Raw genomic sequence first — 26,164 nt, forward strand, 5'->3', positions numbered from 1 at the left:
TAAGATTATACTTACGTAAAAATTCCTAAATTCCTGTAAGATACTTGTAAATGTATAAAGATTGAGTAAACTGCATTTTCACTTAATTTTCATTAAAGATTAAGTCTACAATTTTCCCTAATGTTATCTGGCAAAATAGTAAAGCTATTTGATAATTATATTCAATAGTAATTTATCTACAAAACATTTGGCATTGGCTTAATATTAGATTTTAAAGCGAATAAAAATCTTAGTATTTATTGTTTAATAACATTTATAAAAACAGATAAATTTAGTAAGCATAAAAAACATGAATAAAATACATAATTTATCTTGTAAATATATTTACAATTTACTATATTGTGCAAAATATAGAGATTTCATAATCATAAACAATGATTTTAGCTTTAAAAAAAGCCTCTAATAATATTTTAACCCAATATATACAGGCATAAAACGTAATTAGATAGCCAAAAATATATTCTATAATCAATATTTTTATTTCTATTTAGTTATTTTACTTAATTTTGTTAATGATTAGATTATTAATAGTAGACGATCAAAATTTTACCAGGCAGGCATTACAGGCAATTTTAGAAACAGAACCAGATTTAGAAGTTGTTGGCAAAGCTATTAATGGTCATGAAGCTTTTAAATACATGGAACAATTTCAGGTTGACATTATGATAGTTGACTTGGAAATGCCCGAAATGAGTGGTTTAACCGTAACTAAAATAACAAGTCAGCGTTTTCCCCAGACTAAAGTCATTATTCTTAGTAGTCACGACGACGAAGATAATATAAATGCAGCAGTCGAAGCAGGAGCAAAGGGTTACTTGCTCAAAAATACTTCAGCACAAGAAATTATTGATACAATTCGGGCAATTCAAAGAGGCTATTTTCAGTTAGGACCTGGACTATTTGAAAAGCTCCTTTCTCACCTGATTAAAGAAAAAGAACAGGCTGCTGATAAGTTAGCTCAACTTGAGGATAAATACGCCCAATCAATGATTGGGCTAGAAGAAAAGATACTTGCTAAGAATGAAGCCGAAAGGCAAGAGCTATACCAAGAAATTGAGCTACAAGTTGTAAGTCTAAAACAAGATTTTCGTAAAGGTCTGGAGAATTTTCAATATCAGGTAAGTAATCAGCTACAGAGCGGTTTAAATGAGGCTAACAATAGGTTTCATAGTTCTTTTCCTGATATACAAAAAATTGAAACGCAAATAGATCATCAAAATGCAGAACAGCAAAGATATATTAATGCTTTATTTGTAGGAACTAAACAAGCTATATCTAAATTAGAAAAGCAAATAGACTTTACTCGTCACTTTGCAATTTTTCTGAGCGTAGCATTCGTCATAGTTAACCTATTTTTTTCACGCTAGCTTCATTTAATGGCGCTAGCTTTTCGGGCGTTGCTGATTTCATGAAGTGACCCCCTAAAGATAAGGTTATTCTCATAAAAAGCGATCGCTTGCTCGCTCCGCATTATATCTTCGATTATTTAAAATCAATCAAAGGACCGTAAGGAACTATGCCACTAGGATTGATATGAGGATGACTTTGATAGTAATGCAGTTTGATATGCTCTAAGTTGCAGGTATCTTGAACTCCAGGATATTGATAAATTCTCGTTAAATAGCTCCATAAATTAGGATAATCCCAAATATGGCGCAGATTACACTTAAAATGTACATAATAAACCGCATCAAAGCGAAATAAGGTAGTGAACATACAGATATCTGCTTCAGTTAAAGTATCCCCACAAAGATATTTTTGTTTTGCTAGTACATTTTCCCAATAATCTAAGGCAGCAAACAATTTTTTAACTGCTTCCTCATAAGCCTCTTGGGATTTAGCAAATCCAGCTTTATAAACGCCATTATTAATTGGATCGTAAATGTCATCGATCGCCCGATCTATTTTCTCTTGTAACTCTTGAGGATATAAATCAATTTTGTTTTGGGCTATGTCTGCAAACTCGGTATCGAACATCCGTATAATTTCGCGAGATTCATTGTTGACAATACTTGAAGTCTTTTTATCCCATAATATTGGTACTGTAACTCGCCCTGTATAGCTGGAGTCGGCGATCGCATATACTTCTCTTAGATACTTAGTATGATTGATAGTATCGGCAACCGTCCCCCGAAAGTTAGAAAATTCCCAACCGTCCGAGCCCATCAAAGGGTCTACTGCGGAAATGCTTATGGCATCGGTTAATCCTTTCAATTGACGCATAATCAAGGTACGATGCGCCCAGGGACAGGCATAGGATACGTATAGATGATAGCGATCGCTAACTGCGGTCAAGCCACTCGAACCATCAGCCGTAAGGCGATCGCGAAAGGTAGTTGGATTGCGCTGAAAACGCCCTTTTTTATCCTTTTCGTACTCTTCGTTAGTCCATTGACCATTGACCATCATTCCTGTAGCCATAGTTTCCCCCAATTTAGTTACTGTTTGTCATTTAATTAGTCGCGATCGCCTAATCGAGTTGGCTATGACATTGCAACAGCAAACGACCAAAAACAACGTTAGGCGTATTATTATAATTATTAGCTAACAAATGCTATTTTGCGAGCTTGTTGTTTAATTTAGGCAGAAATTCAACGTCATCATATTTCAGATCTTTTAATTCAATATCGGTCTGAATCATAAGTGCCATCAACAGCACTTGATTTATTTGTTTAATTTAAAACAATACTAAATAGCATCTATAAGTAGATTTAGATTGCATAAATTCTCTAACAATAAGCAAAAAAAAACTATTTTTCAAAAATTTACTAACAATAGCAAACTACAACAAAACAGCTTTTTATCTAGCATCTATTTTCTGATAGGCTTGCATATCTTTCATAGTTTCAATCGACCTATTATTAGTAAAATGGTCTAGAAAAATATAGATTCTTGGCAGTTGAGTCCAAATTATCATCTATGAGCAAAAGACTTGAGAAATCATACTCAACTAGATGCTTACTCTGCTAAATGGTAGTCTCGGCTAATAGTAAACATTTTATACTTATCATTCTCCCATAGTGATCGTACTTTGTCGGTACTGTAGGGGACATAGGAAGCCTGAGCGTTCAAATGGCAAGTCTAACAAAACTTTTTTGCGCTTTAGAATCTACAGTTACAAGCCTTTTAAAGATAATGGTTACATTTAAAAACTGCAACTTCAAACTAACTTTGATCGCCTTTTTTATCATCCTTTAAGTAGAGGCTGTTTTGAGATAAAGCTAATAGGATTATTAAAGTAAGAACACAATCAATTTATCCATGTCTTTAATAACAAGTAAATCAACCAAGCGTGTTTTGGTTGTCGATGATATTGCTGATAACTTATTTTTGGCGCAATTTATTTTAGAAAACCAAGGTTATGAAGTAAATACAGCCAACAGTGGAAGAGTCGCCATAACTCAGGTAGAAACAGAGAAAATTAAACCAGATTTAATTATTCTAGACTTAATGATGCCTGAAATGGATGGCTACGAAGTAATCGAATATTTACGTAACCATCAAAAACCACCTTATATTCCTGTTTTACTAATGACTGCCGATACTAGCGTTAGTTGCGAAGATGCTTTACACGCAGGGGCAAGTGGAATAATTTATAAACCTTGGGATTTAGAACAGTTTTTGAAAAAAGTTGAGATGTTTAATGTTTGACCAAATGACCTCAGTTCAGATTAAGAGAATTAAACGGTTAAGGTAGCTCTTAGCTTTAAGCTTTAAGCCCTTAGCCTTTGAGCTAACTACAAAAATTAGCATAAAGATAAAGTGTAGAGATAAAACACTTTTTTGCGATCGCCTTATAGCAAGGTTGTAGCTTCAATAGAAATTTAGATTAAAGACTAAAAACTTTTTTAAATAAACTAATAAATTTTTCAAATCTCAACTCTCAAGTTTGAGATTTAATTGGTTTGAGGTCAACAAGCTTACTCACTATGGCAACAAGAGCATCTACATTAAGTGGTTTAGCGATATGTTGTTGGAAACCTGCTTCTTTTACTTGTTGCTGGTCAAATTCTGCTGCATATGCCGATAGAGCGATCGCCGTAGCTATTTGCCCCGCTACTAAATCAAAAAAGCCCTGATAATCGTCTCGTTGTAAACATTGAGCTTCTCTTGTCCCCACCAAACAAACATCGGGTAGCGCGAACTAAACATAATGCTGACTGCGGTTTTGAGACTAGGCGACCACCCTTCAATTGCCCCAATAATAGAGGTTTGCGACCAGTCATAGAATCTTACTAATTCTCCCATCAATCCACCACCAGGGATAATTGCTGCGTATCCAGTCAATGACTCGTCTTCCATCTTTTAGTTAGCTTGATAATTATTTGAAGCTGCGCGATCGCCAAAAGCTAAATAATCAGCGATTAATCTAAAATTAATTATATGCTATGAAAATTAACTTTCCTCTAAGCTTTGGCTGTTCATTGACTTATTGTGACTTCTCCCAAAGCTTCTCAGTTAATAAAACAGTTACGTCCTGGGGAAATGGGCATAAATCGGGAAAATAAGCATCATATTCAATTTGCATATTGTCCACCGCTTCTTGATAACAATCGAAATATATACTTGCTAAAAATCCGCTTAAACTAGGAGAGTCAGCCAAAATATCCTTCAACTTTGATTGAGTACGTCTAATAGTCACTTCCCAACCCCGATAACAATCGGGCAAAGGTACATATATACGTTTTAGAAGATGTTCAAATAAGGTAATCAAACGACTTTTTAACTCTCGTTTATCTCTTTTTCCCAAAGATTCAACCTCTTCAATCAAATTTTCCCAATCAACTCGCTCAAATTCTTGGGCTTTTAGTTTGCTTATAGTTTCCTCAATCCAAAGCGCAAAATCCGAATCATATAGAGTTTTTGAGGTTAATTGTGTCATCGATCTTGATTCCAAATAGTTGTATGGTTTTCCTTCGATTCTATCTAAATACTTTTTTTCCCTAGTTCTTATTTCAGCGTCTAAACTAAAACATAAGACAAGATTACTGAAGAAAGTTGTTATTTTTAGCTTACTAGCTGTCCTTTTTGCGATCCCAAACTCAGGTTAGTTAGTTGTTAATTGCTTATTACTATTTATCAATAGATACTTATCTACCGCATCTTTATCTAAGAGTTTGGAAATTAGATATCCTTGTCCTCGATCGCAGTTTAAACTTTTGAGCAGATTTAGCTGAAAATTGTTTTCGATACCTGTGGCTGTAACCACCATCTTCATTTGATGAGCGATCGCAATAATTTGCTTTAACAGTAGCGTGGTCGATTTTTCCTGTTCTAAATTAGGAGTTGCTTGACCAATGTGAGCAATTAAAGAACGATCTATCGATAATTCATCAAAAGGAAAACGATGAAGGCAGGTTAGAGATGAATAACCCGAACCGAATTTGTCTAAACAAAGTTTTACCCGACGTTTTTTTAACTCCTGCAAAATACTCAAAGTATTCTGAGGCTGTTCTAGTAATACCGTTTCGGGGATATCAAACTTAATATGTTGTCCCTGAATTTTGATTTTACGCAAAATCATATCAACCTTATCAACCAAACTAGGATGAAAAAGCTGTTTAGCCGATAGGTTGATACAAATTCCCAGGTTGTTTTGACCTTTATTATTATGTTGCCAATGTTGAATATGTTGACAAGCCTGTTTTAAAACCAAGTTACCGATCGCATTCATCAAACCCATATCTTCGGCTGTAGCGATAAAATCTTGAGGTAGAATAACTCCTTGTTGGGGATGATGCCAACGAACCAAAGCTTCTAATTCAATAATTTGCTGGGTTGCTAAAGATATTATGGGTAGATAATAATTGACAAATTCTTGGTATTTAATTGCCTGTTTTAAGCTCATTTCCTGATTTGCCAACTCTTGATCTTCTTGAAGCTGAATATACATTTCTGGCTTAAATACCTGATAGCGATCGCCCTCTAAGTCTTTTGCTTGCTGCATGGCAATATCAGCATCGTTAAATAGACGGTCTATATCTTGATAATCTTGGCTGCCAATCACTATACCCATGTTGGCATTGATTAAGATTTTTCTTTGTTTGATCGCAAACGGAGTAGTCAGCTTTTGTCTAATTTTTTCAACTACAGCGATCGCCTCATTCACATTGCGGATCTTATCTAAGAAGATAGCAAACTCATCCCCTTCCAAGCGACTAAGTAACGCTGAATCGGGTAAACAAGAGTCTAGTTTATGAGCGATCGCCATTAACAGTTGGTTGGTTTCGACATTACTGATGGTGCATTTAATGGTCTTAAAGCGATCGCATTCTAATAAGATTACGGCAAAATAGTAATTAGGCTGCTGTCCCGTAACTCTCAATGCCTGCTTGAGACGACTAACAAAAGAATTACGGTTACCAAAGCCAGTGATCGGATCGTTAAGAGCCATCTTCAATAGTCTATCCTGAGCCTGCTGACGGAGATTAACTTCCTCTTGTAGCTGCTGATTGCTGTTTTCAAGTTCAGCGGTGCGCTCTTTTACTTTTTGCTCTAGTTGATTATTAAGCTCAATAATTTTGCTGTTGTTGGACTTGATGGTAATTTGATTGACAACTCTAACTACCACCTCTTCGATTTCAAAAGGCTTATTAATGTAGTCTACGCCGCCAACTTTAAAGGCTCTTTTCTTGTTGGCAAAATTATCCAAAGCACTGATAAAGATGACAGGAATATCTTTAGTTTGTGCATCAGCCTTGAGTTGTTCACATACCTGATAACCATCAATGTCAGGCATCTTAATATCTAATAAAATTAAATCAGCCCAACCAGATCGAGCAACTTTTATTGCTTCAAAGCCATTGTCAATACAACGAGTTTGATAACCCCGCTTATTTAAAATAGCAGCGAGTAACTCCAAATTATCTAGAGTATCATCAACAATTAAAAGATTTGCTTGGGGTCTTTCAGTCTGATTAGTGTTCAAGAAACCGTTTAGAAATGTTTTTTAGGTATGTAAATTTATAGTTCCCGAAAATCATTTGAAGGTATCATCCATGAATGATAAGTTTAATTACCATCTAAAGTTAAATAGAAATGCTTTTTATCTATTTTTTATAAATAAGTAGATATACGTAAATAACTGCCAAATTAAAAAAACTAAAATTTGGATGTATTAATTATCCTGACTCGTCGCCAATGTTACTATGTCTGATACGGAACAGACATAACTTTAAATTTATGCAAGACTATCGTACATAACTCAAATTAAAAGCCTTAATTAAATGATCAAGTTTTCTAAATTGATTAACTTTAATTAGGCAACTAGATTAAGATGCTAGGTTACGTTGGGTATTGTTGAGTTTTGCCCAACTTTCTATCTCAAAAGATTTTGGTTTTAGTCATTTAAATTATTCCCAAACAAATCCAAAATAAATGTCGTATAAAAAAGGTTATACAAATGTTCCTTATGTATTGGTTGTTGCGGATAACCAAGATGATCTATATCTCATCGGCTATATTCTAGAAGGAATGAATCTCAAATACTACGGAATTAGTGACAGCGAAAAAGTTCTAGATTTAGCAATAGATCAAACGCCTGAGTTTATTGTTCTAGATATAGTTATGCCCAAAATCTCTGGATTTGATATTATTAGCCAGCTTAAATCTAATATATTCACTAAAGATATTCCAGTTATTGCAGTAACAGGATTGGATAGATTTTATTATCAATCAAAAATTGCCAGCGCAGGTTTTGATGATTGTATTTATAAACCTTTTGCTTTTGAAGACTTTGAAGCCAAGCTAAAGTCTTCTTTTGTAAAGTTTAATTTTCAAGAAATATTCTTTGCTATTTGAATCTTATTATTAAACGAATCAGTATTATCTATTTAAGCTGTTATTTTCTTTTTTTAAGTCACTTTAAACTGTTATGCTGGCTAGATTGGCAATACCCAGTTTAAACTTGGTAATAATCTACAGTTGTATTGTTTATAGCTATAGTAAAGTGTTTTTCAATTTTCAAACCAAAAATTTTAAAAATTTATCAGTCTTTAGATAGACGATTTCCAGCAAAAGTCATGAGATATTGATATTAGTAAAAAAGTCTTTAAGAATAGTGTTTCAGTAAAGCTAAAGTCTTTTTTCATCAACATATCAACTTTCGATAAATGGCGAAAGCAAACTCATGAATAGTACCTCTCACAAACGTGCTGCTGGTTTATTTCATAATCGAGACAAAGCAGAGTCGGCAGTCCACGATCTTAAAGATAGTGGCTATGATATGCACAAAGTCTCGATCATCGCCAAAGATGCTGACCAGATAGATGGTGTAGAAACTACGGAAAAAATAGGTGATAAAGCTGATGATGGTGCTACTACTGGTGCGTTAACAGGCGGTACTTTAGGCGGTATTACTGGTTTATTAGTTGGTTTAGGTACATTAGCAATTCCAGGTGTGGGACCAATCTTACTTGCAGGAGCAGGGGCGACAACCATCGCTACGACTCTGGCTGGTGCAGGTATTGGCGTAGCAGCAGGCGGATTAGTAGGTGCTTTGGTAGGATTAGGCATCCCTGAAGAGAAAGCCAAAATCTATACAGATAGCGTCAAAGATGGCAGCTTTCTGGTGATGGTTAATGGTACAGAGGCAGAGATTGCTCGTGCAGAGGCAATTATGCATCATCATGGTATTGAAGAATTTGGTATCTATGATGCTCCAACTTCAAATGCAGAATCAACTGTAGGTGCAAACATAGCCCACATAGATGAAGATATCAAAACCAGAACTGATATTGCTGACGGCGAAAAAATTAAACTGTATGAAGAACGCCTAACGGTTAATAAGCAACGTGCCAAAACAGGAGAGGTTTCTATTGGCAAGCGAGTTGAAACCGAAATAGCCAACATATCTGTACCTGTGGAAAAAGAGCGTCTTGTAATTGAACGCAAAAACGTCATGGGAGAAGCAATTAGTCCTGAAACTGTTCACTTTGGAGATGGGGAAACAGTAAACGTCGATCTTTATGAAGAAACTGCCACGATTAATAAGCAAGTTTTTGTTCGTGAAGAAGTTAACGTTCACAAAGAAGTAGAGCAAGAAACTGTACAAAAGAGTGAAACTATTCGTCGCGAAGAATTAGAGATAGACGAAGAAGGTGATGTAATCCGACACTAACTCGGCTGTAAAAACACGATTGGGCAAAAGATAGAGCTAGATTCAACTTTTCAAAAATTTAATAGAACTTAAGCACCCAGTCTCAGCTTGAAACTGGTAGGGATTAAAGAATTTATTTTGCCCTTTGCTTCTAATGAAACCTTAATTTTGAATCTTCAACTTAGTTAATTCGATTACCACAATCGTTTAATCAACTGAATTTTTATTAAATTAAGAGGAAATATAATGAACAAACTAATAGTATTTTTAATGGGCAGTGTTTTGCTTTTCGGTGCAGTAAGCTGTGATGCAGCCAGAACAAGCTCCGATGCTCCTACTTCTAATGATGGCAAGGTAGAACAGGCAACAAAGGTAAAAGACACTAAAGAAGACTCTAGCAATAAAACTCGCCAAAATCAGCTAAATTCTGATATTCGCGCTAGAGAACAACGCAATGATATGGCTGGCGATCGCACTAAAAGAGCCGATGCCGATCTCGAAAGCGAAGTTAGGGCGAAGTTAGAATCTAATATCCCTCGCGCCAAGCTGACTGTCAAAGCTAATGATGGTAATCTAGTTGTTCTGGGAACAGTTCGCGATCAAAAAGAGTTTAATACCATTGAACCTTTAGCTCAAGAAATTCTTGGTGTTGATAAGGTCAATGTCGAAGGAGTTAAGATCGTAGCTACCAAATCATAAGCAAGTCGATTGCTTTGTCAGTGATGACAGTTAGCCTGATAATATCTGTTCTCACTAGTTTTGAAAATATAAGGATATGCCAGGCTAAGTTTGCAAATAATCTGTGACTATTCAGAATCTTTATTGGGCAGTCGCGTAAGGTATTGGCGATGCCTACGGCTAACCTCGTAATCGCCTAAATCAGCAATAGCTTAATTATTCACACAAAATATTTGGAGTTTTCTATGTCTTCTTTTAATCGAGGTACTCTCGTAACCATCATCTGTGAAATGGTTTTACAAGACCGTTTAATTAAGTTAATGAAAACATTGAATGTTTCTGGGTATACAATTATTCCAGCACAGGGCGCAGGTAGTCATGGTAAACGGATGGGAGATGTAGCAGGCTACAATACCAACATTGAAGTCAAAACAGTCGTTACCCCCGAAGTATCCACTCAATTGCTTGAAGATTTAGCAGACCTTGCCCAAAATCATGCTCTAATCGCCTTCAGGCAAAATGTAGAGGGTCTGTTTAATTAGCATCAAGCGTAAAATATATAAAACAGCAACCCTAATGAGACAATAGTTAGGCTATGAATTGTGTCAACTAGTTAGATTTAGTTAATATGACAACTGCGATCGCAACTCAACTAAAATCGCTCATTGATAGTCAGACAGAATTAGTCGAACTAAAAAATGCCGATGTCTATTGGCAAAGCAAGATAAATCAGGCAGTGATAAACGCTGACGCACCTATATACTTGCTATTTCCCAAGACTGTAGATGCTTTGGCAAAAATAGTTAAGCAGGCATCTCAAAACCAATGGCGTATTCTGATTTGCGGTAATGGCAGTAAATTAACTTGGGGTAATCTAAGCCAGGATATAAGCTTAGTAATCAGCACTCAAAAATGCGATCGCCTGATTGAACACGCCGTAGGAGATCTTACGGTAACGGCAGAAGCGGGAATGAAAATAGCGGATCTACAAGCAGTATTGCGATCGCACAATCAATTTTTACCCATCGATCCTAGTTATCCACAGACAGCTACTCTGGGAGGAATAGTCGCCACAGCCGATACTGGAAGCTGGCGACAGCGTTACGCTGGAGTGCGCGATCTGCTACTAGGATTATCTTTTGTCCGCGCTGATGGTGAAATTGCCAAAGCGGGAGGTAGAGTCGTTAAAAACGTAGCGGGTTATGACCTAATGAAATTGTTTACTGGTGCTTATGGTACTTTGGGGCTAATTTCGCAGCTTACTTTTCGGACTTATCCTTTAATTGCCACTTCTCAAACTTTATTATTAACAGGGAAAGCAGAGCAAATCGCTCAAGCTTGTCAGACGATCCGTAATTCTGGTTTAACTCCTACTGCTTTAGATTTACTTTCGGCTACGGTGGTAGATCGATTAGGTTTAGGGAAAGATATTGGTTTAGTGATGCGTTGGCAAACCATACCAGAAAGTATTGAGCAACAGATAGAGCAAGTACAGGCGATTGCCAAAGATTTAAGTTTAACCTACAAAAACTATCAAGATCGCTTAGAAACAGATTTATGGCAACAATGCGCCACTATCACCACAACTCCTGATTCTGATACAGCAATCACCTGCAAAATAGGTATTTCTCCCACTGCTGCCCTAAATTTTCTACAATTAAAACAGATTAGCTCGCCAAATATCGCCGTTAGAGTTCACGCAGCTAGTGGCATTGGAGAACTACAGCTAAAAAATATAGATAATCGGGCGATCGCCCAAATGCGTTCATATTGCCAACAAAACTACGGTTTTCTCACTATCCTTCATGCACCCAAATCAGTTAAACAAAAAATAGATATTTGGGGCTATACAGGCAATGCTAAACAAACTATGCAAACAATCAAAAACCAGTTCGATCCTCAGAATATTCTTAATCCTAGCCGTTTTCTTGTATAAATAACGATTACAAAAAGCTTAGAGCTTAAAGCTGATAGCCACGAACAGTATCACTAGCAATTTCTACCGCCAACCAGCAACGACTTTAAAATGACTAACTTTGATGCTAAAAATCCTCCGAAGCCAGAATTAATAGATACCTGTGTTCATTGTGGCTTTTGTCTTGCTACCTGTCCTAGTTATCGAGTCATTGGCAAAGAAATGGATTCTCCTAGAGGCAGAATTTATTTAATGGATGCCATCAATAAGGGCGAGGCAACTATCGACATGGCAACCTCTGAGCATTTTGATTCCTGCTTAGGCTGTCTTGCTTGCGTAACTACCTGCCCCTCTGGAGTGCAGTACGACAAATTAATCGCAGCTACTCGCCCGCAGATAGAAAGAAATCAACCCCGCAGTTTAGCCGACAGATTAATTAGAACTTTAATTTTCAATCTGTTTCCCTATCCCAACCGTCTACGCATCTTGCTTCCCCCTTTGTGGCTATATCAAAAATCAGGTTTACAAAAGTTTCTACGTAGCCAAGGAATACTTAAAAAGTTTGTTCCCCGTTTGGCAGCGATGGAGGCGATTTTACCTGCTATTACTGCTGATGCTTGGCAAGATAACTTACCCGAAGTTATACCCGCCCAAGGAAAACAACGCTATCGAGTGGGCATGATTTTGGGCTGTGTCCAGCGACTATTTTTTTCTCCTGTAAATGAAGCGACTGCCAGAGTATTAACTGCTAATGGTTGCGAAATTGTAATTCCCAAAACCCAGGGCTGTTGTGCTGCCCTGCCCGCCCATCAAGGACAAGAAGCTCAAGCCCAAACATTAGCCAGACAGATGATCGATAGCTTTATAGATCTTAAACTTGATGCAATCATTATTAATGCAGCCGGTTGTGGACATACCCTTAAAGAATATGGTCATATTTTGGCTGATGATCCAGAATATAAAGCCAAGGCTGAAGCATTTGCCAGCCAAGTTAAAGATGTTCAAGAGTTCTTATCCTCAATAGAATTAACCGCCGAACTACACGCCGTAACCTCATCAGAAATCACAATTGTCTATCAAGATGCTTGCCATCTTTTACACGGACAAAAAATTAGTCTTCAACCTCGTCAACTCTTAAGACAAATTCCTGGCGTTAAATTACGCGAACCTCTTGATGCTGGCTTATGCTGTGGTAGTGCTGGCATTTATAATATGTTGCAGCCTGAAACAGCAGATGAATTAGGCAGACAAAAAGCCACCAATCTAATCAATACGGGAGCAAGTTTGATTGCTTCTGCTAATCCTGGTTGTTCTTTACAAATACAAAAGCACTTAGAGTTACAAAATTCCCAGGTTAAATTATTACATCCAATTGAATTGTTAGACTATTCAATTCAAGGAAAAAAAATAGATTAGGTTAAAGCATAAAACCCAGTTTACAGGTTTGGCGATCGCCAGTCTTGTCATTATCTAGCAGAGTAAGTCAGCGGTCATAAGCCCTTGTATACTCTTAAAGTCCATCTTAGAAACAAAAAAGAGGTGATTTCAAGTAAAAAACGCTAATATTTTTATTAACGATAATAAAGTTTTGTAACTAAAAGTGACCGCAACCTATCCTCAAGATATTTCCACCGCCTCTAGTAGTTGGTACTCCTTAAAACCAATTTGGCAAGGAGGACAAGAAACCGTCCAGCAAGGATTGCCCCATAAGCAGTTAGCACCTACATGGCAAATGCTTTTATTGGGAGATGGCTCGCCGACTCACCTTTTGCAATTACTTACAGGCGAAAGAACTGAAGTAGACGTGATTGATATGTCTTTAATTGGTAAAAAAGACGATGGCGCACCAGAAGAAATTGAGGCGATCGCCGAACCAAGATTACGAAGACAAGTATGGTTGCGAACTGCATCAGGTCAAAGGTTAGCTTATGCTGCCTCTTGGTGGAACGCTAGTAATGTTGATGATTATCTGCAAAATCGCTCTTTACCCGTATGGCGAAATCTTTCTACACTTCATACAGAACTTTATCGAGATGTACGAGGAGTTTATTATGGTAATTCTTCGGCTTTAGAGTCGGCTTTTGGCGAAAAAGCACCCTTTTGGGGTCGTCATTACCTTTTTTGGCACAACAGTCAACCTTTAACTTTAATATACGAGGTTTTTTCTCCCTATTTACAGAAATATCTGGGAGAAATGACGCAAAAATAAAAACATTAAGCCACTAAATCTAAATTCTTTATAATTTCTTGACCCTATCTTTACGTCCTGACCATATACTGACATCCAGAAAGCGCAAATTTGGCGTTTTTAATTTTATAAATCACGAGGATATTATTATGGGTTTTCTTGGGAAACTGTTTGGCAGAAAAGAAGAAGATAAAGCAGCTAAAGCAGGAAAAGTTAAGGTTGCAGCAGCAGCCAAAGATAACGATATTGCCCCAGAAAAGGTTGGTTTAGATGGTCAATTTGACGAAAGCGGTTTAGCAAAGCGTGTTGCTCAAGCACTAGATGAAGCGGGAATTTCTGATAGTGTTGGACTTTGGGTGGCACAAACAGGCAGTACAGTTGTTTTAAAATATAACCCTGATGCTGAAAGCGTTCTTTCCAAAGCAGAACAAGTTGCTAAAGGTGTAGACGGAGCAAGCGCCGTTCAAACCGTACCTAATAGCTAAAAAATAAGTTAATACAAGTCCAATTATTAGAGCCGAAGGGCTTTGGCTATGATGTTTTTCGCATCTAGCCTTTTTTATTCAATAGCTATTTAACGCGAGTTCGGGATAAGAAAGAGACAAACAGATAAGCTGAAATTAACCATAAATCAGTATTTGTCTATCTCATGTTTATTAAAGACAAAATTATTTTGTTCGATTGGTGATGTCTTGATTCAGTCGCTTAAAGTTGAGGAATCCGCCCAAAGCGCTTCTTGTTCAACAAAGGCGCTTTGCCTTATGTAGCTCAACGGAGGGAACCTCCCTTCGGGTTCGTGCCTTTGCTCAAGTCGGGGAACCCTTTTGGCACTTTGACGGGCGGTATAAACGTCGCAGCAAAGCTACGACGACACGCCCTCCTCAACGGGTCACACAAAGGCGCACTTCCGCATGTGCCGCAACGCAAGTGCCTCACCACCGCAACTGCTTCACCGCAACGCTATTGAAAAGCATTCCCTTGCAAGGGAATGCTAACGGGTGTTGAACCATGCGCGGGGGTCTTTCCTCTTTTCGATCTGAATCGCTTTTTGTCTGAGTTTTGAACCTAGTTGGAGAAAACAACAATTAAATATTGGTTACTGCTCTCGCCTTCGCGATCGCCAACTGAGCCTAGGTGAAATGATGACAATTCTCATTTCGTTTCATACTTCTAGATAAATGAATTTATTGAGTGGATTAATTGCCTACTCTCACTGTTCTAAAAAACCCTCAATCGCAATTGATAACTTTGCTTTGCCCGCTTCTGGTTAAGCTGAACTCGCGTTAGTTAATTCCTAAGCTATGAGATTTGAACTTCATTTTATCGTTGTTTAAAACACACAAAAGTTGCATTATCACTTTTGGCATAGGACTCAGCTGTTTTTCAGCTCTTCATATTTTAGTTTAACTCACGTCGCCAAGTAGCGCCCCTGCTCCTGGCAGACTGCTGCCAATAGCCATCGTCGTCTCGTCAAACACGGTGGGGTCGCCGAACTCTAGTCCTAAAATATCGGCAATAGCCTGAGTGTCCGCCAAACCAGCATTGTAGTTGCCGTCAAGCGGTGTAATTGTGACCCTGTCAGCGAGGAAGTTGGAACCCTCGCTGTTAGGGTCGTCGGAAAGAACCGAATCCTCGAATGTAAAGCCGAAGGTGTCCGTGTTTCCTGGAAACGAAATCAGCTCAACGCCGACATCGAGCGCGGTAGCCTCGTCAAGCTTAGTGAAGGCAACGTCTTCGAGGCTGCCAGCAAGCGGGACATTGATATTAAGACCGCTGTCGCCTGTCAGAAAGTCCCCGTTAGCTGGTGCTGTTTCGAGCAGTGAGTCAATCACCTCGGTCGAGATGGCAGCTGCATTCTCAAACGCCGACTCCGTGCTTTCAAAGGGCGACGACGGAAGCTCTGTCGACACAGCGATCGCAGGAATGTCGTCGTCAAAGATGGAAGTCACCACTGGAGCGATCGTTGCCGACGTGTTGGCTGTGATGCCAGTGCTAGGACCAGCGCCGACGCCCGAGACGACGAGATCTGGTGCTTCCTCCGCGAACACTTCTGGCAGCAGCACATCTAGACCGCTCGAGAGCGTCGTGTTCGGTGTGGCGTTGACGGCGAAGCTTCCAGGGGTGAACTCCTGAGCCGCCCAAGGTCCAGAAATTGTAAGTGCCGTACCCTCAAAGCTCTGATCGACGAGAGGCGCGATGACCGTGACGTTATGACCAGCTTCTAGCAGCGCGTCTCGCTGCGCGATGAGACCAGACGAATCAAAGCCGTCGTCGTTGGTCAGCAGGATATTAAGGGCTACATCGGAATCATCTTTCTCGTTGAAGACATCAGCGAGACGAGCCTCGAGCGTCGCACGGTCAGATTCTGAAGAGAACCAGTTGCCGTCGATCGCCGACACGGTAATCCGATCGAGTAGAAACTGCGCGCCCTCTGAGATTGCGTTGCCAGACGATTCTTCGACGGGGATGAAATCGGATGCAAGAAAGATTGGATCTTTGGAGTCTGGGATGTCAAAGAATTCGGTTGGTGTGCCAGATGCCCCTGGTGGCTCTACCTCAGTCGCGTCGGGATCTAGAACGATCGGAAACATAGCCGTGGCTTCTTCGTCGATGAGCGTCATCGCTACGCCATCGAGGGTTTCCGATTCTGGCACATTAATTGAGAGACCGATGCCCTCTGGCAGGAGCGGCGCGCCTTCAGTCTGAGAAGTTTCGAGATCCTTAAGCACCTCGACCACGAACCCAGCAGAGCGCTCGAAAGCAAGATCGGGGTTCTCATTGTCGGCAGCCGACACTGCGATCGCCGGTAAGCCTTCAAACAAAGCGGCAACCGCGCCGTTGACCGTGCCTGAGATATTATTACTCGTGCCGATGTTTTCGCCCGCGTTCGTACCTGAAATGACGACGTCGATCGCCTCCCCAGGGAAGATCGCGCCGAGATCGGCTAACTCGAGTCCTGTCAAGACCGTTGGCACTACTGCGGCGTCAACGGCGAAGCTGCTGGGTCCAAATTCTTCGGACGCTTCGATCGTAAAGGAGCTGGTCAAGGCATCTAATCCGCCGAGCGTGCTGCCCTGCGCGCTCTGCTGGGACTCTGGAGCCACGACCGCCACGTCGTGCCCAGCTGCGACAAGACCGTTAAATAGAGTTCCGATTCCGTCTGCGCCGATTCCATCGTCGTTAACGAGAAGGATGTTGAGAGACATAGCCGTCTTCTTTACTATAATGTTTTTAATAAAGCAACTTAATTCAGTTGCACAGAGTTTAAAACACAATGATTCCGAATCAAGCCGTTTTGTCTTTCAATTAACGTCCACAACGCCAAATGTTAAAGACTAATAAAAAAATATCACTGCCTGATTAAATCTAAATTAAATTAAGGTCAAGGAAAAATAGAAATATTTGTATAGAGCTATATCCCTCTTCTGCCAGTTTCCGAGAATAAAAAGCAGTAAAAGCAAAAATTAGCCATCGGGAAAATAGAAAGAAAATTGATTCATGATAGCAATTAGTCGATGAAAACCAACCAATAAAGAACCCTAAAAGACTAGCTTCGTATCGCAAATAAGCAGAACACTAGTAAAAAAACATAGTTGATTATATAATCAATTAAATATAGAAAGAGTTAATTCCTGAGTTAGACAAGGCAGGAGTTTCAATGGGTGGATTAATTGCCTACTTTCACTGTTCTAAAAAATCCTCGAACACAATTGATAACTTTGCTTTGCCCGCTTCTGCTTAAGCCGAACTCGCGTTATTTAATTTTTGTCATTTTATAAAGATATGCCTTCTAGCTTATCGCTTCAAACTGCAAGCTTTAATAGAGAGTTTTACAACTGCTACTAATCCAATATATTCTAGGTTTGAGCGATTATTCCCCAGAAGGAGCAAGATATGAAAGATAGACCTATTATTCTCGGTATAGTTGGCGACAGCGCAGCGGGCAAAACAACGTTGACGAAGGGAATTGCTCAAGTGTTAGGAAAAAACAACGTTACCGTGATTTGTACTGATGACTATCATCGTTACGATCGCACCCAAAGAGCGGAAATGAAAATATCTGCTCTCAATCCAGACTGCAATTATTTAGACATTATAGAACAGCATTTGGCATTGCTACGTTCAGGAAGGTCTATCCTCAAGCCTATTTATAACCACAGTACGGGTGCTTTCGATCCACCAGAATATATTGAACCTCGTCAGTATGTTATTGTCGAAGGCTTACTAGGGTATTCAACCAGCAGGATGCGAGATAGCTATGATGTGAAAACCTATCTAGCTCCCCCAGAATCCTTGAGAGCATACTGGAAAATCAAGCGAGATACTCGTAAAAGAGGATACAGCGAAGAACAAGTTCAAGACCAACTACGTCAAAGAGAACCAGACTCTGAAGCCTTTATCCGTCCACAACGTAAATGGGCAGATATGGTTGTTAGCTTTTATCCTCCTGATGAAACAGAACTGGAAGAAGACAACATTATGCTTAACGCTAATTTAATCTTGCGTCCGACAATTCCTCACCCAGATTTAACCACTATTTTAAATTCTGAAGGCAATCATCTTGGTGCAGCTATTCGCCTGGGTTTAAGCCGTGATATGGGCAAACCCGTAGATATTTTAGAAATTGATGGTCATGCGAGTTTAGAGCAGGTTAGAGAATTAGAAAAGATTATGTGTGGCGAAGTTCCCTATCTAGGTCAATTTTGTAGTTTAGAAGGAAACCAAGAACTAGGAAAGTTAACTGGAACTACGGGAGAAACTTTACAAAGTTATCCTCTGGCTTTAACTCAGTTACTTATTACCTATCATATGCTCAAAGCAGCAAGCTAATAGGCATTGATAACAAGTTAAGAAAATGTACAATCTGTCAAGTAGATGCAAGTAAAAATCAGCTAGGGGTGAACAATGAGCAAAAGTCTAAAACAATCAAAAATAAGCCAATTTGCTCTATCTTGCCAAGGTTTAGCCAGATCCTTAGCTGTTTGCAGTTTTCTTAGCTTGACTTTGATTAATCCAGCTATGGCGGAAGAAAAATTGGTACCAACTTTGACAGTAACTGGGAATGGGAGCGAAAATATTGCTACTACCCTGACACAAGTTAAGTTAGGAGTTGAGATTCAGGGGAAAACGGCGATGGAGGTTCAACAAGAAATAGCCAAGCGAACATCAGCTTTGGTAGATTTGTTGCGCTCAAAAGATGTTCAAGAGTTACAGACAGCTGGTGTAAGCCTAGAACCAAATTATGACTATACTAATAATCAAAGAAACTTAGTGGGTTATATTGGCACAAATACAGTTAGCTTTCGCCTCCAGACTGAGCAAGTTGGAACTTTATTAGATGAAACCGTTAAAGCGGGAGCTAGTCGCATTGATGAAGTAAGTTTTATTGCTAGCCCTGAAGCGATCGCTGAGGCTCAAAAAGAAGCTCTCCGTAAAGCTACCATTGATGCTCAAGCTATGGCAAATGTTGTTTTGAAGACTCTAAATCTTGCTTCTAAAGAGATTGTTAGTGTTCAGGTTAATCAAGCCAGCGTCCCCCCACCAAATCCCCTTCGAGTTCAACAACTGTCAAAAGCGGATGCGGAAGTCAATACGCCTATTATTGGTGGAAAACAAACAGTCCAAGCTTCTGTTACTTTGCAAATCAGCTATTAGCTAAATCATCTCAAAAAAAGCATCGTCTAATTCATAGCCAAACAGTTGCGCCATAGATTTTAGGCGCGATCGCGATGGGATATTCTGCTCTTGTAGCCAATCTGAGAGAACAAAGATTTTATTCATCACAAATATTTCCAAGGCTTCAGGGTTAAAAATAATACCTTCGCTGCGGTTAAATTCATGAGGCACGAGCATTGCCGTATAACGAACTAGTTCTCCTGTTTTCCAGTCTAACAAGAATGGTATCCACGGATAAACTGCATCTAAGCGTATAAACCACAGTCTAATCTCTGGTATTTCCGATAATTCGCGAGGATCGTTATCTTCTCGCTGATAGTCGATCATCAACTGTAACTGCTGTTCATAATCGATGATCTTATTTAATGTAGAGTCTATTTGATTTTTGGCAGCAAATAAATCTAGATTGTTGATGGCTTGAGAATCTAAAACTAACTTGATAGTCACAATAAATATTACAAAAATAGAGGCTGAAGGACAATTCTGTTGAGCTAAAATTAACTATAGTGAACGCAAAGCATAACTGTAAAACGAGTTACTGTTTACTTTACTAATTTTTAGATTAGACATTTACATATATTTTAAGTTAAAGTGGTAATGACTATGTATAAGCTTGAATCCATCGAGCCTCACCTATGAAAACTCCAGAGGCAAACCTAACACCAATTAACTCTTTAGAGGATGCTTTAACCCGCTGCCAAGATTTGGGAATGCGGGTTAGTCGTCAGCGTCGCTATATTTTAGAGTTGCTGTGGTCACAAGAAGAGCATCTTTCGGCTAGAGAGATATACGACTTGCTCAATCAACAAGGCAAAGAAATTGGTCACACATCTGTATACCAAAACCTGGATGCTTTGTCTGCTGGAAGCATAATAGAATGTGTTGAGCGTTCTGACGGTAGATTGTATGGCAACATCAGCGACTCTCATAGTCATGTAAATTGCTTAGATACTAATCAAATAATAGATCTGCAAATTGAGTTGCCCAAAGCAATAATCAAGCAGATAGAAGCAGAAACGGGCGTCACCATTACTGATTACCGCATTGACTTCTTTGGTTATAAAAATGCAGCAAAAGCCGATTTAGGCAGTTAGAGCGGGTGGAAACGCTACATGCGGCACTTCGGCGCCTTTGTGTTTAAGAAGCTTGTTCCACGCCCGCTTCGACAGTTAGAGCATTTCTAATCAACATTACAGCTAATTTTTGTAAGCAGAAACGAATAACTTGTATTCCTGGCTACAAAAATGAGAAGATATAGACTCCTTGCTCAAGTGCAATCAGGCTAATCTTCATAGTTTTTAACAAAAGTTAGACGCAATTTTTTAGCTAATTAAAGTAAAAGCAAATTATAGTTTACTTTTTTATATTTTTCTAATTCAATATCTTGTACTCAGTTGCGATCGCAAACGCTAAGATAAAAAAGAATCTTAAATCACTAAGCAGCACACACAAGAATATCCTTCCTGATAATTATTTAAGAACAACATGGTTCAGACCCCTATCCAAACAAAAGTATCCAAAGTAGAAAAGTTAAAAGACCGCAGTAATTATCTGCGCGAACCTCTTTTAAGCGAACTGAAAGAAGGCACAACGCACTTTAGCGAAGATGCGATCCAAATTCTTAAGTTTCATGGCTCTTATCAGCAAGATAATCGTGACAATCGGGCGAAGGGTCAGGAAAAAGACTATCAAATGATGCTGCGTACTCGCAGTCCTGGGGGATTAGTCCCGCCAGAGTTATTTTTAGCTTTAGATCGCCTATCAGAAGAATACGGTAATCATACGCTCAGGATTACTACTCGCCAGGGTTTTCAGATTCACGGAATCTTGAAAAAAAATCTCCAAGAAGTAATCAAAAGTATTTTAGATAATATGGGTTCTACCCTGAGTGCCTGTGGAGATGTCAACCGCAACATTATGTCTCCTCCTGCACCATTTAAAAACAAACCCGAATATCAGTATGCTTTTGAGTATGCTAATAATATTGCCGATCTGCTTAATCCTCAAAGTGGAGTATATTATGAAATTTGGCTAGACGGAGAAAAAGCAATTAGCGCAGAAGAAGCTCCTGAAGTAAAAGCCGCCAGACAAAGCCAAGGCAATGGCATGATTGTTGAAAATACCCTTGAGCCTATTTATGGAGAGCATTACCTACCCCGTAAATTTAAAATTTGCGTAACTGTACCTGGCGATAACTCCATTGATGTTTATACTCACGACATCAGCTTGGTAGTAATGACCAATAAAAAAGGAGAACTACAGGGCTTTAACGTTATGGCTGGGGGTGGCTTAGGTCGAACTCACAACAAAGAAGAAACCTTTGCCCGCATCTCTGACGAGCTAGGCTATGTAGATAAAGCTGATGTCTATGATTTAGTCAAGGCAATTGTTGCCACTCAAAGAGACTATGGCGATCGCACTAACCGTCGTCATGCCAGAATGAAGTACTTAATTCATGACTGGGGTGTAGCCAAGTTTAAAGCTAAAGTTGAATCTTACTTTGGTCAAGAACTCAAGCCCTTTAAAAAATTACCCGAATGGCAATATCAAGATTTCCTTGGCTGGTACGAACAAGGTGACGGCAAGTGGTTCTTTGGTATTGGTGTCGAAAACGGCAGAATCAAAGATGAAGGTGCTTTCCAGCTAAAATCTGCCCTGAGAGAAATTGTGCAGCAGTTAAACATACCGATGCGCTTATCTCCCAACCACAATGTCATTCTCTGTGAAATTGACCCTGAACAAAAAGAAACAATAGAAAACATCCTCCAAAATAGAGGAATAGAAACCGATCCTAGCGCGATCGAGCCTTTGACTCGCTATTCAATGGCTTGTCCTGCATTGCCTACCTGTGGACTAGCGGTAACTGAATCTGAGCGAGCTTTACCAGGAATTACCGATCGCATTAGAGCATTATTGAATAAACTAGGAATGGCAGACGAACACTTCGTGATGCGGATGACTGGATGCCCCAACGGCTGCGCTCGTCCCTACATGGCAGAGTTAGGCTTTGTTGGTAGCGCACCTGGAAAATACCAAATCTGGCTGGGAGGGACACCAAATCAGACTCAACTAGCTCAACCCTACGAACAAAAAATGTCAGTAGAAGAGCTAGAAAACTTCTTTGAGCCTATTTTTGTTTTCTTCCAACAGAATCGCCAATCCCAAGAAAGTTTTGGCTCATTCTGTAGCCGTGTTGGATTCGCTGCCATTCGTAATTTTTCTGAAAACTATACAATAGGAAGCTATATGGATACAGATACTACTACAAAACGGAAGTTTCGCAAAAATCAACGTCGCGTTAGTGTCCCCGATGAGGTTTTTCCCAAACTAAAAGAGATTGCCGAAAAAGAAGGTAGACCGATGAATCAGATTATTGCTGATGCTTTGAGCGAATATTTTACTAAGAAGAAAGAAGCGTAATCTAGTTAGCTGTAACTTAAATAATTATTAGTGATTGTGGAGGCTGTCTTTTGGCAGTCTCTTTTTTTTATGTTATCTATTTAATACAACATTTGAGATCGGTATAATAACTGATTTGAATTTGTCTAAATTTGACTAAACTTTAAAAATCTATCTGCTACAGATATTTGAATATCAGCAGCATTTGCAGTCTTTTATTAATTGGTGACCACCATGAATAATGACAATATTAAAGATGAACTAATTTTAGTTGTCAAAGAGCTAAAAAAAGATCTAGCGACCCTGTTAAACGCTTTACAATCAGCTAAATACTCTATTATGGTGGTTCAAAATCAAGAAGACGCTCTAACTTTAGCTAAGTCGATCAAACCCAGCTTGATTGTGTTAGACATTTCAATGTCCCAGATGAATGGATGGGAAATATGTAGACAGCTAAAAAACAATTCTCAAACTAGCAAAGTTCCCTTAGTTTTGATTAATTCTTCGATAAATACTGCCCAGAGGGTGACTGAATTAGGTTGGCAAAACCTTAACTGTGTTGCTCGAAATAGCCAGCCTCAAAAAATTGTTCATTTGATTGAAACTTTTTTATCTAACAGGGTTAAGCATTCAGCAGACTTTTTAAGCAAGACAATTCGACTAAAAGAAAATCATCATTTATCAGGTTTAGAACGAAATTTAGAAGAATTTACTTCTCTTGTATCCCAAGATTTACAGACATCACTAAGTTCATTGACCATGTTTACTGATTTACTTACTAAAGAGTATCAGAGTGGTTTAGATCAAACAGCCCAAAATTATCTTGCAAGCATCAGCAATAGCAGTTCGCGGATGCAAACCTTGATTGAAGACTTACGGAATTATGCTCAAGCAGGAAAAAGTGAACAAACTTGGCTGATGGTTGATTTGAATCAAGTGATGCAGCAGGTTATTAAAGATTTGCAAAAGGCGATCGCTGATACCAAAGCAGAAATTATGGTAGGAGATTTACCCTGCATTTTGATCAATCCCCAGGAAATATATCAGATACTGCAAAATTTGCTCGAAAATGCCCTCAAGTTTAGTGGCAACGATCCCCGTATTCAAATTACTGCGGTTCAACAAGAACAAGCATGGTTAATTGCCGTAGCTGATAACGGTATTGGCATTCCTCAAGAATTTCATTCCCAAGTTTTTCAAGTTTTCCATAGAGTTCATTCCACCGAAGCTTATTCTGGGGCGGGGATCGGTTTAGCTGTTTGCGAAAAAATTATCGATCGCTACGGTGGAAAAATCTGGGTTGAGTCCAACGGCGATCGCGGCTCAACCTTTTATTTCACTTTGCCGATGGATGTTTGTTTACAAAAAACAGTTACCCTAACCCAAGTCAATAATTAACGCTACTTTCGGGTTATGAACATGAAATAGTTGAGCTGTAACCTATAACCTGTAATCTATAACCTATAACCAAAAAGCCTTTGAAAGATTTGTTGATTTTCCCCACCTAAAATTTCATCATTGAAGAACGGTTTTTCAATTACCTCTCTTTGCAATAGCTCTACTCTTCCACGCGAATCTTATCCCGAACTCAGGTTAAGTACGTATTATTATAGAGGTCAGCAAGTAGCAAGTAATAGGTATGAATTTACAGGGTTTAAAAGTAGAAGAAAGTTAAGTTGCTAGATTGAAAAAAATCAGATTCCCATAGACCTTTCGCCAACTATCAATCCACGATGCAAGACTCGATCGCCCACAACTTGAGAATGATCTGCCCGATGCATTGTACAGCGATCATCCCAAACTATTACATCTCCTGCTTGCCACCAATGACGATAAAGCCTGTTTTTACGAATTGAATGTTTATATAGCAGCCTAATAATTCGTCGCCCCTCCTCCGCATTTACACCAGATATAGCCTGACATCTTTCTGGCGTAGATAAATAAAGTGCCACCCGCCCCGAAATTGGATGCCGTCTAAATAATGGATGCCAGCTTTGGGTTTCCTGGCTTTTATCCAAGGTCAAACCAGAAACTAGATGTAAAACCTTCGCCTGCGCAAACCGCTGCTTCACCCTGTTGGGTAATGTCTCGTATGCCCGATATTGATTGCAAAATAGGGTTTCGCCTCCCGATGATGGCACTTTTACAATTCGTAGTGCGGTAAATGCGGGAGGTTTAGCAATATAGCTTGTATCCGTATGAAAAACGCTTCTAGGTGGGCGATCGCGACCTACATTAGTCACCAAGTTCAGCATCGGCGCACCAGGGACAGGCTTCTCTCCCACGGTAAACGTCAACTGCCCCAGCTTACTCAAAAAAGCAGCAAACGCTTCGTCAGTAATTTGCTGCCCCTTGAATATCATAAAACCGTTGCAAGCGATCGCAGCCTTGACCGCATCAATATTTTTACCGCTCAGATCGGTAATCTTAAGCCCTACAGCCTCTACCCCAAAAGGCGAAAGCATCCGCAAGTCATAGATCGTGCGATCGCCCTTCTCCAAAAAACTAAACAAATCTCTTTAACTCATCAAAACTAAGCTGATCGACTCGTAAATCAGCCCTCGAAAAGTCATGATGAGTCGTATTCTCTCCTGGAAACCCTACACAGCTTATCCCCGCAGTCTGGGCGGCCGTCACCCCACCCAGATTATCTTCAATAGCAAGGCAATTTTCTGCCTTCTCATTAAGTTCTTTCAACGCAAAAACATAAGCATCTCCAGCAGGCTTTGATCGCTCCACCATAGAAGCATCCACCACCAAATCAAAATCTGCCCGCTCGATATCCGACGCTAACGCTGACAGCAATGATGACACATTCTCCTCAGAGGTCGTCGTCACAAACCCTAGCTTTAATCCATGCTGCTTTGCCTGAGCGATGGTTTCAACCACACCAGGGCGCGGCTTCACCTCACCCGCCCTTAAGTACTCTTGAAATATCTGTGACTTCGAGGCATGAATCGCTGCTGCGTCTACCGACTGTCCAACCGAAGCTGCATAGTTTTTAATTCGATGTGTCCCGCCACTTTTTTCCAGCATTGACAAATATTCATCCTGCGTCCAGTGCCAATCGAGTCCATGTTGCTCAAACGCCTGATTAAAAGACTGTCTTTGAAGCTCAGAAGTATCGGCGATCGAACCAATAGACCCAAAAAAAATAGCTGACATAATTTCCACATTTCCTTATTTTATAGATAGAAAAAAACAATTTGAA

The 26,164-nt window shown here is 39.4% G+C and carries 24 protein-coding genes; 15 read left to right on the forward strand and 9 right to left on the reverse strand.

The features are described from left to right. Positions 1-512: 512 nt before the first annotated feature. Complete coding sequence (locus SLP02_RS12520; protein ID WP_319420988.1) at positions 513-1,367, forward strand: response regulator; 855 nt, start codon at positions 513-515, stop codon at positions 1,365-1,367. 115 nt (positions 1,368-1,482) lie between these two features. On the opposite strand, the gene SLP02_RS12525 is transcribed toward SLP02_RS12520, so the two are convergent. After that, complete coding sequence (locus SLP02_RS12525) at positions 1,483-2,421, reverse strand: glutathione S-transferase family protein (RefSeq protein ID WP_413467372.1); 939 nt, start codon at positions 2,419-2,421, stop codon at positions 1,483-1,485. An 840-nt stretch (positions 2,422-3,261) separates the two neighbouring features. On the opposite strand from SLP02_RS12525, the gene SLP02_RS12530 reads away from it, so the two are divergent. Continuing rightward, positions 3,262-3,651, forward strand: coding sequence for a response regulator (locus tag SLP02_RS12530; protein ID WP_319420990.1), 390 nt, complete (start codon positions 3,262-3,264; stop codon positions 3,649-3,651). Between the two features lie 232 nt (positions 3,652-3,883). Here the strand turns inward: SLP02_RS12530 and SLP02_RS12535 are convergent, their stop codons facing one another. The 4 genes from SLP02_RS12535 to SLP02_RS12550 all read right to left on the reverse strand — a co-directional run bounded on the left by SLP02_RS12535 (position 3,884) and on the right by SLP02_RS12550 (position 6,928). Next, the gene (locus SLP02_RS12535) at positions 3,884-4,120 is read right to left on the reverse strand and encodes a response regulator (RefSeq protein ID WP_319420991.1); all 237 of its coding nucleotides are present in this window, start codon (positions 4,118-4,120) and stop codon (positions 3,884-3,886) included. Next, the gene (locus SLP02_RS12540; RefSeq protein ID WP_319420992.1) at positions 4,060-4,302 is read right to left on the reverse strand and encodes a hypothetical protein; all 243 of its coding nucleotides are present in this window, start codon (positions 4,300-4,302) and stop codon (positions 4,060-4,062) included. The genes SLP02_RS12535 and SLP02_RS12540 overlap by 61 nt, the downstream gene beginning before the upstream one ends. A gap of 127 nt (positions 4,303-4,429) precedes the next feature. Next, positions 4,430-4,882, reverse strand: coding sequence for a DUF29 domain-containing protein (locus SLP02_RS12545; RefSeq protein WP_319420993.1), 453 nt, complete (start codon positions 4,880-4,882; stop codon positions 4,430-4,432). A 165-nt stretch (positions 4,883-5,047) separates the two neighbouring features. Next, a complete protein-coding gene (locus tag SLP02_RS12550; protein WP_319420994.1) occupies positions 5,048-6,928 on the reverse strand; it encodes a GGDEF/EAL domain-containing response regulator in 1,881 nt (626 codons plus the stop codon). Between the two features lie 449 nt (positions 6,929-7,377). Here SLP02_RS12550 and SLP02_RS12555 point away from each other — a divergent pair, with 449 nt between their 5' ends. The 8 genes from SLP02_RS12555 (at position 7,378) to SLP02_RS12590 (ending at position 14,363) form a co-directional block, all read left to right on the forward strand. Beyond that, positions 7,378-7,800, forward strand: a complete 423-nt coding sequence (locus SLP02_RS12555; protein ID WP_319420995.1) for a response regulator — start codon at positions 7,378-7,380, stop codon at positions 7,798-7,800. 328 nt (positions 7,801-8,128) lie between these two features. Next, a complete protein-coding gene (locus SLP02_RS12560) occupies positions 8,129-9,118 on the forward strand; it encodes a YsnF/AvaK domain-containing protein (RefSeq protein ID WP_319420996.1) in 990 nt (329 codons plus the stop codon). A gap of 225 nt (positions 9,119-9,343) precedes the next feature. Beyond that, complete coding sequence (locus tag SLP02_RS12565; protein WP_319420997.1) at positions 9,344-9,796, forward strand: BON domain-containing protein; 453 nt, start codon at positions 9,344-9,346, stop codon at positions 9,794-9,796. Between the two features lie 224 nt (positions 9,797-10,020). Next, entirely contained in the window at positions 10,021-10,317 is a 297-nt protein-coding gene (locus SLP02_RS12570; protein WP_319420998.1) for a P-II family nitrogen regulator, read from the forward strand. 86 nt (positions 10,318-10,403) lie between these two features. Further along, positions 10,404-11,711: an FAD-binding oxidoreductase gene (locus tag SLP02_RS12575; protein WP_319420999.1), complete on the forward strand. Its 1,308-nt coding sequence runs from the start codon at positions 10,404-10,406 to the stop codon at positions 11,709-11,711. Between the two features lie 90 nt (positions 11,712-11,801). Further along, positions 11,802-13,106: a (Fe-S)-binding protein gene (locus SLP02_RS12580; protein ID WP_319421000.1), complete on the forward strand. Its 1,305-nt coding sequence runs from the start codon at positions 11,802-11,804 to the stop codon at positions 13,104-13,106. Between the two features lie 184 nt (positions 13,107-13,290). Further along, positions 13,291-13,899 (forward strand): chorismate lyase, encoded by a 609-nt coding sequence (locus tag SLP02_RS12585; protein ID WP_319421001.1) that lies wholly within the window; start codon positions 13,291-13,293, stop codon positions 13,897-13,899. A 128-nt stretch (positions 13,900-14,027) separates the two neighbouring features. After that, a complete protein-coding gene (locus SLP02_RS12590) occupies positions 14,028-14,363 on the forward strand; it encodes a hypothetical protein (RefSeq protein WP_319421002.1) in 336 nt (111 codons plus the stop codon). Positions 14,364-15,281: 918 nt separating this feature from the next. Here SLP02_RS12590 and SLP02_RS12595 read toward each other — a convergent pair. Further along, entirely contained in the window at positions 15,282-17,084 is a 1,803-nt protein-coding gene (locus tag SLP02_RS12595; RefSeq protein WP_319421003.1) for a 5'/3'-nucleotidase SurE, read from the reverse strand. A gap of 688 nt (positions 17,085-17,772) precedes the next feature. On the opposite strand from SLP02_RS12595, the gene SLP02_RS12600 reads away from it, so the two are divergent. Next, positions 17,773-18,708, forward strand: a complete 936-nt coding sequence (locus tag SLP02_RS12600; protein WP_319421004.1) for a phosphoribulokinase — start codon at positions 17,773-17,775, stop codon at positions 18,706-18,708. A 75-nt stretch (positions 18,709-18,783) separates the two neighbouring features. Further along, positions 18,784-19,533: an SIMPL domain-containing protein gene (locus SLP02_RS12605; RefSeq protein ID WP_319421005.1), complete on the forward strand. Its 750-nt coding sequence runs from the start codon at positions 18,784-18,786 to the stop codon at positions 19,531-19,533. On the opposite strand, the gene SLP02_RS12610 is transcribed toward SLP02_RS12605, so the two are convergent. Next, a complete protein-coding gene (locus SLP02_RS12610; protein ID WP_319421006.1) occupies positions 19,534-20,001 on the reverse strand; it encodes a CRR6 family NdhI maturation factor in 468 nt (155 codons plus the stop codon). It lies immediately after the preceding gene. Between the two features lie 188 nt (positions 20,002-20,189). Here SLP02_RS12610 and SLP02_RS12615 point away from each other — a divergent pair, with 188 nt between their 5' ends. The 3 genes from SLP02_RS12615 (at position 20,190) to SLP02_RS12625 (ending at position 24,351) form a co-directional block, all read left to right on the forward strand. Further along, a complete protein-coding gene (locus SLP02_RS12615; RefSeq protein ID WP_319421007.1) occupies positions 20,190-20,648 on the forward strand; it encodes a Fur family transcriptional regulator in 459 nt (152 codons plus the stop codon). Between the two features lie 391 nt (positions 20,649-21,039). Then, on the forward strand, positions 21,040-22,974 hold the full coding sequence (gene sir / locus SLP02_RS12620; RefSeq protein ID WP_319421008.1) for a sulfite reductase, ferredoxin dependent: 1,935 nt from the start codon (positions 21,040-21,042) through the stop codon (positions 22,972-22,974). A gap of 213 nt (positions 22,975-23,187) precedes the next feature. Next, positions 23,188-24,351 (forward strand): ATP-binding protein, encoded by a 1,164-nt coding sequence (locus tag SLP02_RS12625; protein ID WP_319421009.1) that lies wholly within the window; start codon positions 23,188-23,190, stop codon positions 24,349-24,351. A gap of 296 nt (positions 24,352-24,647) precedes the next feature. Here SLP02_RS12625 and SLP02_RS12630 read toward each other — a convergent pair whose 3' ends face one another. Continuing rightward, positions 24,648-25,466, reverse strand: coding sequence for a TauD/TfdA dioxygenase family protein (locus tag SLP02_RS12630; protein WP_319421010.1), 819 nt, complete (start codon positions 25,464-25,466; stop codon positions 24,648-24,650). Continuing rightward, a complete protein-coding gene (locus SLP02_RS12635; RefSeq protein WP_319421011.1) occupies positions 25,459-26,118 on the reverse strand; it encodes an HAD family hydrolase in 660 nt (219 codons plus the stop codon). The genes SLP02_RS12630 and SLP02_RS12635 overlap by 8 nt, the downstream gene beginning before the upstream one ends. Positions 26,119-26,164 lie beyond the last annotated feature (46 nt).

The sequence above is a fragment of the Pleurocapsa sp. FMAR1 genome (assembly GCF_963665995.1).
Classification (GTDB): domain Bacteria; phylum Cyanobacteriota; class Cyanobacteriia; order Cyanobacteriales; family Xenococcaceae; genus Waterburya.

Bases quoted from the DNA above. Each gene is read 5' to 3' on its own strand.
- SLP02_RS12520 (WP_319420988.1), top strand. From the start codon at position 513: ATGATTAGATTATTAATAGTAGACGATCAAAATTTTACCAGGCAGGCA.
- SLP02_RS12525 (WP_413467372.1), bottom strand. From the start codon at position 2,421: ATGGCTACAGGAATGATGGTCAATGGTCAATGGACTAACGAAGAGTAC.
- SLP02_RS12530 (WP_319420990.1), top strand. From the start codon at position 3,262: ATGTCTTTAATAACAAGTAAATCAACCAAGCGTGTTTTGGTTGTCGAT.
- SLP02_RS12540 (WP_319420992.1), bottom strand. From the start codon at position 4,302: ATGGAAGACGAGTCATTGACTGGATACGCAGCAATTATCCCTGGTGGT.
- SLP02_RS12545 (WP_319420993.1), bottom strand. From the start codon at position 4,882: ATGACACAATTAACCTCAAAAACTCTATATGATTCGGATTTTGCGCTT.
- SLP02_RS12555 (WP_319420995.1), top strand. From the start codon at position 7,378: ATGTCGTATAAAAAAGGTTATACAAATGTTCCTTATGTATTGGTTGTT.
- SLP02_RS12560 (WP_319420996.1), top strand. From the start codon at position 8,129: ATGAATAGTACCTCTCACAAACGTGCTGCTGGTTTATTTCATAATCGA.
- SLP02_RS12565 (WP_319420997.1), top strand. From the start codon at position 9,344: ATGAACAAACTAATAGTATTTTTAATGGGCAGTGTTTTGCTTTTCGGT.
- SLP02_RS12570 (WP_319420998.1), top strand. From the start codon at position 10,021: ATGTCTTCTTTTAATCGAGGTACTCTCGTAACCATCATCTGTGAAATG.
- SLP02_RS12575 (WP_319420999.1), top strand. From the start codon at position 10,404: ATGACAACTGCGATCGCAACTCAACTAAAATCGCTCATTGATAGTCAG.
- SLP02_RS12580 (WP_319421000.1), top strand. From the start codon at position 11,802: ATGACTAACTTTGATGCTAAAAATCCTCCGAAGCCAGAATTAATAGAT.
- SLP02_RS12590 (WP_319421002.1), top strand. From the start codon at position 14,028: ATGGGTTTTCTTGGGAAACTGTTTGGCAGAAAAGAAGAAGATAAAGCA.
- SLP02_RS12595 (WP_319421003.1), bottom strand. From the start codon at position 17,084: ATGTCTCTCAACATCCTTCTCGTTAACGACGATGGAATCGGCGCAGAC.
- SLP02_RS12600 (WP_319421004.1), top strand. From the start codon at position 17,773: ATGAAAGATAGACCTATTATTCTCGGTATAGTTGGCGACAGCGCAGCG.
- SLP02_RS12605 (WP_319421005.1), top strand. From the start codon at position 18,784: ATGAGCAAAAGTCTAAAACAATCAAAAATAAGCCAATTTGCTCTATCT.
- SLP02_RS12615 (WP_319421007.1), top strand. From the start codon at position 20,190: ATGAAAACTCCAGAGGCAAACCTAACACCAATTAACTCTTTAGAGGAT.
- sir (WP_319421008.1), top strand. From the start codon at position 21,040: ATGGTTCAGACCCCTATCCAAACAAAAGTATCCAAAGTAGAAAAGTTA.
- SLP02_RS12625 (WP_319421009.1), top strand. From the start codon at position 23,188: ATGAATAATGACAATATTAAAGATGAACTAATTTTAGTTGTCAAAGAG.
- SLP02_RS12635 (WP_319421011.1), bottom strand. From the start codon at position 26,118: ATGTCAGCTATTTTTTTTGGGTCTATTGGTTCGATCGCCGATACTTCT.